Source organism: Kitasatospora sp. NPDC059803, assembly GCF_042732255.1.
GTDB lineage: Bacteria > Actinomycetota > Actinomycetes > Streptomycetales > Streptomycetaceae > Kitasatospora.
The window spans coordinates 1-10,583 of the sequence record NZ_JBHWIJ010000299.1; the positions used below are offsets into that span (position 1 = coordinate 1).

The 10,583-nt window shown below is 75.7% G+C and carries 6 protein-coding genes; 4 read left to right on the forward strand and 2 right to left on the reverse strand.

Annotated elements, in window-relative coordinates; all coding sequences use genetic code 11:
- A partial coding sequence (locus tag ACFV6I_RS32770; RefSeq protein WP_380429271.1) for a BTAD domain-containing putative transcriptional regulator occupies window positions 1-1,094 on the reverse strand: 1,094 nt, incomplete at its 3' end.
- Window positions 1,095-1,445: 351 nt separating this feature from the next.
- Between ACFV6I_RS32770 and ACFV6I_RS32775 the strand changes: the two genes are divergently transcribed.
- Together ACFV6I_RS32775 and ACFV6I_RS32780 are read left to right on the forward strand one after the other, a co-directional pair.
- Window positions 1,446-4,250, forward strand: a complete 2,805-nt coding sequence (locus tag ACFV6I_RS32775) for a BTAD domain-containing putative transcriptional regulator (RefSeq protein WP_380429274.1) — start codon at window positions 1,446-1,448, stop codon at window positions 4,248-4,250.
- Between the two features lie 337 nt (window positions 4,251-4,587).
- Complete coding sequence (locus tag ACFV6I_RS32780; RefSeq protein WP_380429276.1) at window positions 4,588-6,984, forward strand: ATP-binding protein; 2,397 nt, start codon at window positions 4,588-4,590, stop codon at window positions 6,982-6,984.
- 101 nt (window positions 6,985-7,085) lie between these two features.
- On the opposite strand, the gene ACFV6I_RS32785 is transcribed toward ACFV6I_RS32780, so the two are convergent.
- Entirely contained in the window at window positions 7,086-8,351 is a 1,266-nt protein-coding gene (locus ACFV6I_RS32785) for a serine hydrolase domain-containing protein (protein ID WP_380429279.1), read from the reverse strand.
- A 251-nt stretch (window positions 8,352-8,602) separates the two neighbouring features.
- On the opposite strand from ACFV6I_RS32785, the gene ACFV6I_RS32790 reads away from it, so the two are divergent.
- Together ACFV6I_RS32790 and ACFV6I_RS32795 are read left to right on the forward strand one after the other, a co-directional pair.
- Window positions 8,603-9,601, forward strand: a complete 999-nt coding sequence (locus ACFV6I_RS32790; RefSeq protein ID WP_380429281.1) for a phospholipase D-like domain-containing protein — start codon at window positions 8,603-8,605, stop codon at window positions 9,599-9,601.
- Window positions 9,602-9,679: 78 nt separating this feature from the next.
- On the forward strand, window positions 9,680-10,564 hold the full coding sequence (locus ACFV6I_RS32795; RefSeq protein ID WP_380429284.1) for an alkaline phosphatase family protein: 885 nt from the start codon (window positions 9,680-9,682) through the stop codon (window positions 10,562-10,564).
- Window positions 10,565-10,583: the final 19 nt, after the last annotated feature.

The window sequence follows — 10,583 nt, forward strand, 5'->3', positions numbered from 1 at the left end:
GCGCCCCCGCGCGCCCCCCCGCGGCCCGCCGCGACCCCGCGGGGGGCGCAAACCGGGGCGGCGGCCCCGGCCGGGTCGAGGCCCCGCAGGTCGGCGAACAGCTGCCCGTCCGGGAAGTGCGGGGCGCGGCGGTGCGCCCAGGCGGTGACCAGCGCGCTCTTGCCGGCCCCGGCCGGTCCGACCACCAGGGCCAGGCCGTCACCGGCGCGCTCCGGGCCGCACTCGCCGTCCAGCCAGTGGCCCTCGCTGTCCCGGCCGACGAAGTCGACCGGGCGGCGCGGGAGTTGACGGGGCACCCGGGGCGCGGCCGGAGGAGTCGCCGAGCGGGCCGGGGCCGGCTGCTCGGCCCGGCCCCCGGACAGCACCTCGGCGAGCGCCGCCTGGAGCGCCGTGCCGGGCCGGATCCCCAGCTCGCGGTCCAGCCGCACCCGGGCCTGGTGGTAGGCGGACAGCGCGTCCGCCGGCCGCCCGGCCTGGTGCAGGCAGCGCATCAGCAGCGCCACCAGCTCCTCGCGCAGCCCGTCCGTCCGCACGTGCTGCTCCAGGGCCGGCACCGCCGCCACCCCGCTGCCCTGGCGCAGCCGCAGCCCGGCCCAGCTGAGCACGGCGGCGGTGCGGGCCTGCTCCAGCTGGTCGACCACGGCCGCGCGCACGGCGGTGTCGGGCAGGTCGGCCAGGGCCTCGCCGCGCCACAGCCGCAACGCCTGTTCCAGCAGCGCGATCGCCTGCGCGTCCGCCGTGGCGCAGCCGAGCCCGGCCTGTTCGGCGGCCCGGTCGGTCAGCGCCTCGAAGCACAGCGCGTCCACCTCCTCGGCCGGACCGGCCAGCAGGTAGCCGGACGAGCGGGTGTGCAGCACGAACGGGGTGTCGGCGATCGCCTTGCGCAGCGCCGCCACGTGCCCCTGCAAGGCGGCCCGGGCGCTGGCCGGCGGCCGCTCGCCCCACAGCAGCTCGCAGAAGCCGTCCACCCCGACCACCCGGCCCAGCCGCAACGCGAGCAGCGCCAGGATCGCCCTGCGCTGCGCCCCCGGCAGCGAGGCGAAGCCGTCCGCCCCGGCCCGCAGCTCCACCGGGCCGAGGAGCCGAATCCGCACCAGTACCCCCACTTCACCCCACGACGGGCAGGGCGTCCCCCCGCCCCATTGATGTCCCGGGCGTGCCCCGGGGTGGAGCAGTGTAGTGCCCTGAAGTGTCCTGTTCGCGCCAGATCGCCCGCTCCCCGGGCGCCACCGCGTGCCGGCGCCCGGCGCAACGGACGCCGAGCCCGGGCCCTGCGGAACCCGCGGGGCCCGCGTTCGACCCGACAAGATCCACAAATCCCGAGCAGACCCCATCCGGCCGCGTGCAGGTGACCGGACCAGGCCTATCCTCTGACGACGCCGGGAAGACGCCGGAGGTTGTCGTCGGCGGCGGATCCGATCGGCGACAGGGGAGGAGAGGGCCGCATGCACATCGACCTGCTCGGGCCGGTCGCCGTACGACGGGACGACGGGACGACGGTCACACCCTCGGCCCCCAAACGCCGCGCCCTGCTGAGCACCCTCGCCATCCGGCTCAACCAGACCGTCGGCACCGACGAGCTGATCGAGCTGGTCTGGGACGGCGACGCGCCCCCCACCGCCCGCGCCGCGCTCCAGGGGCACGTCGCGGCCCTGCGCCAACTGCTCGACTGCCCCGGGCTCACCCTGGGCACCCGCGGCGCCGGCTACCTGCTGGCCGGCGACCCCGACCGGGTGGACCTGCTGCACTTCCGCGGGCTCTGCGACCGGGCGGGCGTGCTGCGGCCCGCCCCGGCCGCGCCCGCCGCGAGCACCGAGCCCGAGCCGCACGATCCGGCCGTGCCCCTGCTGCGCGCCGCCCTGGACCTGTTCCGCGGCCCGGCCCTCGTCGACTGCGGGTCCGTCCTGCTGCGCGAGCGCACCCTGCCGCACGTCACCGACCTGCGGCTGCGCGCCCTGGACCGGCTCGCCGAGGGCCTGCTCGGGGCCGGCCGCGGCGGCGAGCTGGCCGCCGAGCTGGCCGAGGCGGCGGCCGCCCACCCGACCCGGCAGACGCTGGCCGCCCGGCTGGTCCGCTGCCTCGACCAGGCCGGCCGCCGGGACGAGGCGGCGGCCTGGTACGACCGGGCGGTGGCGCGGCTCTCCGGCCCGCCCGGCCCGGAGCTGCGCCACGCCGGTGAGCGGTCGGCGGACGGCCCCGAGCGGGACGGGCCGCCCAGACCCGCCCGGCTTCCGAGGCGCGGTGCGCCGGACCGCAGGTTCACCGGCCGGTCGGCCGAATTCGCCCGGCTCGACGAGGCCCTGGCCGCCGCCGTCCGGTCCGGCCACCCGATCCTGGTCACCGGACCGGCCGGGGTCGGCAAGACCAGCCTGGTCCAGCACTGGTTGCAGCGGTCCGCCGAGCACTTCCCCGACGGAGTCCTGCACGCCGAGCTGGGCGGCTTCGACCCGGCCGGGCCCCGCGAACCCGCCGACGTGCTGGCCGGGTTCCTGCTCGCCCTCGGCGAGCCGGCGGGAGCCCTGCCCGCCTCGCCCGAGGAGCGGGAGCAGCGCTACCGGGAACTGCTGGCCGGCCGCCGGCTGCTGATCGTGCTGGACGACGCGCGCTCGTACGAGCAGCTCGCCCCGCTGCTGCCCGACCCGCCCCCGCCGGGGGACGGGCCGGCCTGGGGCGGGGACCCCGGGGACGGGGACGGGGACGGGGACGGGGACGGGGACGGGGACGGGGACACCGGCACCCCCGGCACCCCCGTCGTCGTCGTCACCAGCCGCAGCCGGCTGCGCGACCTGCTGGTCCGGGACGGCGGCATCCCGCTCCCGCTGGGCGTGCTCGGCGCCGAGGACGCGGCCGAACTGCTCGCCCGGACCCTCGGCCCGGCCCGGGTCGCCGCCGAACCGCAGGCGGCCGCCGACCTCGCCGCGGCCTGCGACCACCTGCCGCTCGCCCTGCGGCTGGCCGCCGCCCGGCTGGCCGCCCGCCCCGGCTGGACCCTGGGCGACCTGGCCGCGGAACTCGCCGACGAGCAGACCGGCCTCGCCACCCTGGCCGGCACCGACCGCGGCCCGATCGGCGTCACCACCGCCCTGGACCACACCTACCGCACCCTGCCGCCCGCCCCCGCCCGGCTGTTCACCCTGCTCGGCCTGCACCCCGGCGCGGTGATCGACACCGCCACCGCCGCCGCGCTCGCCGACCTGCCGCCCGCCACCACCCGCACCCTGCTGACCCGCCTCGACGCCGTCCACCTGCTGGAGGAGACCACGCCCGGCCGCTACGCCCGGCGCGAGCTGGTCCGGCGCTACGCGGCCGGGCAGGCCGCCGAACTCACCTGCGACGACCGGTTCGTCGCCCTCGACCGGCTGATCGCCCACTACCTCGCGGTCACCGCGGCCTGGACCACCGGAGGCTGGACCACCGCGGCCTGGACGCCCGAGGGCGGCGGCGCGGCCCCGGCGGACGCGGCCGCCTGGTTCCGCCGCGAGGAGAGCGCCCTGCGCGCGGTGGTGGTCTGCGCCGAGCAGTTCGGCCGGACCGCCGAATCCTGGCAGCTCGCCCACCGGATAGGCCTGCTGTACGAGACCACCGGCCACGACCGGACGCACTGGCGCGCCGTCACCGAGGCCGGCCTGCGCGCCGCCCACGGCTGCGCGGACCAGGCGGCCGTCGCCCGGCTGGCCACCGACCTCGCCGTCCTGCACGTGGACCGCGCCGCCCACCGCACCGCCGTCCAGCAGCTGGAACGGGCCGTGGCCGCCGCCGACCGGGCCGGCGACCAACTGCTGCGCCACCACTGCCGGGCCCGGGTGGCCGGTGCACTGCTGCGGGCCGGCCGCTACGACCAGGCCCTGCCGCTGATGACCGACCTGGTGAGCGCCGCCCGTACCCCGGCCGTCGGCGACCTGCTCGTCCGCGCGCTCACCGACCTCGCCGACGCGCTGGTCCTGGCCGGCGCCCCCGGCCCGGCCCTGGTCCACGCCGACGAGGCCGTCCGGGTCGCCACCACCCGTTCCGGCGTCGAGGCCGTCCTCGCCACCCAGAGCCGGGCCCGCGCCCTGCAGGCGCTCGGCCGCCGCGACGCCGCCCTGTCCACGGCCCGACTCGCCGTCGCCCTGGGCCGCACGGTCGGCGACACCGGGCTGGAGTCCCGCACCCACGGCCTGCTGGCGGACCTGCTGTGCGAACTGGGCCGCACCACCGAGGGGGCCGTCGCCAGACGGCAGGCCCGGGCCCTGGCGGCGGGGGAGCGCTGACGGTGCGCCGCCCCGCCGCCGCAGCCCCGTCCCGCCCGTTCGTCCCGTCCCGCTCGCCCTGCCCGTCCTGCTCGCCCTGCCCGTCCCGCTCGCCCTGTTCGTCCCGTCCGATCGGCGCAACCACAGGCGGAACTATGGGCAGAACCAGTGCGCGCGGCCGTCCCGCCAGCGAGTGGGACGCCGCGGCCCGCACCGGGGTGCCCGGCGCCTGAGCTGGGCGCTCGATGCTGGGAAAGAGCTGGGTACGAGGCATACTTCTGCCCGGGCATACTTCTGCCTGGGACGGTCGATCAGGCACAACGCCTGGCAGAAGTAACGGCGCTAGCAGGGGCGGGACATGACGGCTGTGAGCGGCACGGGAACGGGCACGGACTCCGAGGGGGTCGGCGACTTCGGCCGCCTGCTGGCCGGGCACCGGGTGGCGGCGGGCCTGACCCAGGAGGAGCTCGCCGCGGCGGCCGGCGTCAGCCTGCGCGCCGTCGGGGACATGGAGCGCGGCCGCACCCGGGGGCCGCAGCGGCGTACCGTCCGGGCCCTGGCCGAGACGCTGGGCCTGGACGCCCCGCAAACCGCCGCGCTGGACCGGGCCGCCCAGTGCGGCCGCCCCCGGGGGACCAGGCCGGTGTCGGCCGCCGCCCCCACCCGTGGACCGGCCGCCCCCGCCCCCGCTCACGCCCCTGCCCCCGCCGGACCGGCCGAGACCGGGGACGCCGCGCCCGCCGCCCCGCTCGTGCCCGGCGCCCTCGCGCTGCCTCGCGACATCGCCGACTTCACCGCCCGCGAGGGCGCCCTCGCCCTGCTGGCCGAGCTGGCCGAGGACGACCGGCCCGCCCACCCCCGGGTGGTGCTGATCAGCGGTCAGCCCGGTCTGGGCAAGACCGCCTTCGCCCTGCACGCCGCCCACACCCTGGCCCCCTTCTTCCCCGACGGGCAGCTCTCGCTCGACCTCGGCGGCATGGCCGCCACCCCGCTCTCCGCCCGCGACGCGCTCGGCCAGGTGCTGCGCGCCCTGGGCGTCGCCGACAACGCGGTGCCCGCCGGGACGGAGGAGCGGGCCGGCCTCTACCGGGCCCTGGTGCGCGAGCGCCGGCTCGTCCTGGTCCTGGACAACGTCGCCGACGAGAGCCAGGTGCGCCCGCTGCTGCCCGGCTCCGGGCCCGCCGTGACCCTGGTGACCAGCCGCAACGCCCTGCCCGGACTGGAGTCGGTGCTCCGCCTGCGGCTGGACGCCCTGGCCCCGGGCGAGGCCGCCGACCTGCTGGCCCGGATCGCCGGCCGCGAGCGGATCGACGCGGCGCCCGACGCCACCGCCGAACTGGCCCGGCTCTGCGGATACCTGCCGCTCGCGCTGCGCATCGCCGGGCAGCGGCTGGTGGCCCGCCCGCAGCAGCCGGTCAGCCATCTGGTGCGCCAACTGGCCGCCGAGGAACACCGGTTGGACCTGCTGGAAACCGGGGACCTGGCCGTCCGCCCGGCCTTCGCGCTCTCCTACCGGCGGCTGCCGGCCGAATCCCAGCTGGTGCTGCGCCGCTCCGCACTGACCGCCGGGCACGACTTCACCGCCGCCGTCGCCGCCGCCTACGCGGGCCTGCCGCCCGGCCGGACCGAACTCGTCCTGGAGCAGCTGATCGACGCCGGGCTGGTGCAACTCGCCACCCCGGAGCGCTACCGGCTGCACGACCTGGTCCGGCTCTACGCGGGCGAGCGGCTCGACGCCGACGAGGGCCCCGAGGCGGTGGCGCAGGCCCGGGCCAGGGCCGGTGACTGGCTGCTGAACCGGGCCGCCGAGTACGGCCTGCGGTTCGACCCGGACCACGCGGCGGCGGACCCCGACGCCGACGCCGACGCGGACCGGACCGGCCCCCCGGTGCCGCTCACCGAGGCGGCGCGCTGGCTGGAGGAGGAGCACCCGGAGTGGCTGGCCGCCCTCCACCAGGCCTTCGCCGCCGGCCGGCACCGGGAGGTGATCGACACCGCCGAAGCCATGCACTGGTTCTCCGACCGGCTGCTGAGCTGGGACATCTGGGCCGAGGTCTTCCAGCTGTCGGTCGACGCGGCCCGCGCCTGCGGCGACCAACTGGCCGAGGCCGTCCACGTCAACTACCTGGCGTGGACGTACGTCACCTGCCTGCACCGCTACCAGCGCGGCATCGACCTGGCCAACGAGGGGCTGGAACTGGCCCGCCGGATCGGCGCCCGGGAGCAGGAGGGCTGGGCGCTGACCTACCTCGCGGCCGGTCTGCGGCACCTGCACCGGCACCGGGAGGCCATCGACGCCTACCACCGGGCCGCGGACGCCTTCGCCGCCGTCAACAGCCGCGCCGGCTGGATCGGCCGGCTGGTCACGCTGCGCGGTGCGGCCAACTGCCTGCGCGACTCGGGCCGGGCCGAGGAGGCGGTGGAGTCCCGCCGGCGCGCGCTGGCCGGCGCGCTGGAGCTGGTGGAGCGCTGGTCCTCGCCGCTGATGCACCTGGCGGCGGCCATGACGGCCCACGAACTCGGCCTGGACCGCGCCGCGCTGGGGCGCTGGCCGGCCGCCGAGAAGGCCTACCGGCAGGCCCTGACCCACTACGAGGAGGTCGGCCGGCCGGACAGCATGACCAAGACCCTCACCGAGCTCGGCACCGCCCTGATCGAGCAGGGCCGCGCCGAGGAGGCCCGCGAACTCCTCACCGAGGCGCTCACCGACCTCAGCGCGGACGGCCCCCGGCAGGGGCGGCGCCGGACGGGGTGAGGTCCGCACGAGGGAACGCCCGGGGCCCGGGGCCCGAGACGCGCACGCCCGCACGGCGGGTGGGCCGTGCGGGCGCGTGAGCGGCGGACTGTGCGGGTCGGTCAGATCCGGGTGTCCTCGACCACCGGCAGCGAGTGGTTCTCGGCGAAGGCGCTCGGGGCGAACGAGTTCCGCGGCGCGACGGCCGGCTTCTTGCCGCAGAAGGCCGGCTCCAGCGCGTTCATCAGGCCCTGCGTCACGGAGCCGTTGTTGGAGGCGTTGGCGAACACGACGACGGAGCGCTTGCCGTCCGGGGTGGCGAACGACTGGGTCTGGAAGCCCTGGACGATGCCGCCGTGGCCGTACACGTCGCCGCAGGACAGCGAGATGCGGCGCAGCCCGAGGCCGTAGCTGATCTTGGTGGTGGGGGTGGCCAGGGCGGCCGTCATCTGCTTCAGCGAGTCGTCCGAGACCAGCCCGCCGGAGCTGCCCGCCATCAGCGCGGTGAGGAAGTGGTCGAGGTCGGCGGCGTCGGAGATGACCGCGCCGGCGGTCCACACCCAGGAGCCGGTCTGCTGGGTGGAGTCCAGCAGCGGCTTGCTGCGGTTGTCGTTGGTGAGGTAGCCGGTGACGTGGGCGCCCTGGATCTCCTGGTCGGGCACGACGAAGGAGGTCTTGCTCAGGCCCAGCGGCTCGATGATCCGCTCGCGCAGGACGTCCTCGTAGGGGCGGCCGGTGAGGTGCTCGACCGCGAGGCCCATCAGGACGAAGTCGGTGTTGGAGTAGGAGTAGCGGCTGCCGGGCGTGTACTGCTGGCCGTGCTTGACGGACATCGCCACCAGGTCGCGCGGCGCGTACACGTTGGTGCGGATGCGCGCCTCGAAGGCGCTGGTGGTCTCCTCGCCGGCCTGCTCCAGGAGGTCGTTGGTGTGGTCGTAGATCCCGGCGCGGTGCTCCATGACCTGGCGGCCCGTCATGGTCCAGGTGTCCGGCAGGGTGCCGGCCGGCAGGTAGTCGCGCAGCGGCTTGTCGAGGTCGATCAGGCCCTGCTCCGCCAGCTGCATCACGAGAACGGCGTTGAACATCTTGCTGTTGCTGCCGACCCGGAACCTCCACGAGGAGTTCATCGGGGTGCCGTCCAGGTCGGCCTTGCCGACGGCCAGCGACCGGGTGGACTCGGCGTCGCCGTGGTCGCGGATCACCGCGAAGGCGCCCGGGGCGCCCGCGTCGGTGGTGGCCTGGAGGGCGGCGCGCACCGCGGCCGTGTCCGGGGTGGGCGCGCTGGTGGTGCCCTGGTCGGCGGCCACGGCCTGCGCGGCTCCGGTCGCCAGCAGGACGACACCCGCGGCCGCCACCGCGAGCGGACGCAGAAGGCTGATCTTCGCCATGATCCTCTGTTCTCTCACTCGGCTGACGCGGCGTCCGGCCACGTCCTCGAAGATCCACTATCACCGGCGGGGCCGGTGGCTGGCAAAGTGAACCGGATCGGCCGCACCATCCGTTTCCCGACCCGGGGTCAAGGTTTTACCTGCTGTCGTCTACCCGCGTCGACCGATCCACCCGATGCTGTTCGGGCGCCTCGCGCGTGCTCCCGCACCTTCGCCCAGGCCTTCCCCCCTCACCGATCGTGGAGTTCCGCATGCCCCTGGCCACCTCCGCGCGCCGGGCCGGCGCGCTGCTGCTCGCCGCCGCCGGCCTGATACCGCTGTCCGGCACCGCCCAGGCCGCCACCGCCGCCACCGCCGCCACGTACACGCCGATCGTGTTCCCGGACCAGGACCACGGCGTCGTCTACGACCTCATCAACTCGGCCACCCGCTCCGTCGACGTGACCATGTACGAGCTGCGCGACACCACCGCCGTCAACGCCCTGATCGGCCGCCGGCGGGCCGGCCTCACCGTCCGGGTGATCCTCGACGGCCGGCACACCTCGGTCAACGGCGCCGCCTACTCGGCCCTGCGGGCCGCCGGCGTCGGGGTGACGTACTCCTCTTCCGCGTTCGTCTACACCCACCAGAAGACCGTCACCGTGGACGGCGCCAAGTCCCTGATCCTGACCGGGAACCTGGACTCCACCTACTACTCCAGCAGCCGCGACTTCGGCGTCGTCGACACCGACGCCAACGACGTCGCCGCGATCGAGCAGGTCTTCGCCGCCGACTACGCCCAGACCTCGATCACCCCCTCCGACGGCGACAACCTGGTCTGGTCGCCCACCGACTCGCAGGCCCGCCTGCTGGACCTGATCAACGGCGCGCAGCACACGCTGGACCTGGAGCAGCTGGAGTTCGGCGACCAGGCCCTGGTGGACGCGGTCGCCGCGGCCGCCGGCCGGGGCGTCACCGTGCGGGTGGTGGGCATGAACCCCTCGTCCTACAGCAGCTACTTCGACCAGGTGGTCACGGCCGGCGGCCAGGTGGTCACCTACTCCTCGACCACGGGCCTGTACATCCACGCCAAGGCGATCGTCGCCGACTACGGCACGGCCTCGGCCAAGGTGTTCGCCGGTTCGGAGAACTTCTCCGACAACTCGCTGAACAACAACCGCGAGCTGGGCCTGATCACCACCGACTCCGGCGTGCTGACCACCGTCGAGTCCACCGCCGCCCGCGACTTCGCCAACGGCACGCCGTACTAGACGCCGTACCGGACCGGTTCGTCGCGCAGCCCTGATCGAGCGTCCGCGCCAGGGCCGCTCCCTACCCGAGGAATTGTCATGACTTCGTCCACCAAGCACGGCTCCCGCCGCACCGCCACCGCCCTCGGCTCGGTGGCCGCGCTGGTCGCGGCCTCCGCCGGCCTCTGGGCCGCCACCACCTCCACCGCGCAGGCCGCCGCGCTGCCCGCGCCCGACCACATCGTCGTCGTGGTGATGGAGAACCACGCCTACAACCAGGTCGTCGGCAGCAGCAGCGCCCCGTACCTCAACTCCCTGGCCACCGGCGGCGCCAACCTCACCCAGTCGTTCGGCATCACCCACCCCAGCCAGCCGAACTACTACGCCCTGTTCTCCGGCTCCACCCAGGGCGTCACCGACGACAGCTGCGTCTCCGTCGGCGCCCTCCAGGGCCCCAACCTGGCCTCCGAGGTCACCGCCGCCGGCAGGACCTGGGCCAGCTACAACGAGACCCTGCCCGCCCAGGGCAGCACCACGTGCAGCAGCGGCAAGTACGCGCAGAAGCACAACCCCTGGTTCGGCTTCGGCAACGTCCCGCTGAACTCGGCCAGGACCTTCGCCCAGTTCCCGACCGACTACACCACCCTGCCGAACGTCTCCTTCGTCGTACCGAACCTCTGCAGCGACATGCACGACTGCTCGGTCGGCACCGGCGACACCTGGATCAAGAACAACCTCGGCGCCTACGCCACCTGGGCCAAGAGCCACAACAGCCTGCTCGTGGTCACCTTCGACGAGGACAACCGGCTCGCGGGCAACCGCATCCCGACCGTCTTCTACGGCGCCCACGTCACCCCCGGCAGCACCTCCGCCGCCACCTACAACCACTACAACGTGCTGCGCACCCTGGAGGACCTCGCCGGCGCCACCACCCACGCGGGCAACGCGGCCAACGCCGCTGACATCACCGGCATCTGGAACTGAGGCCCGCCGCCCGGCCCTC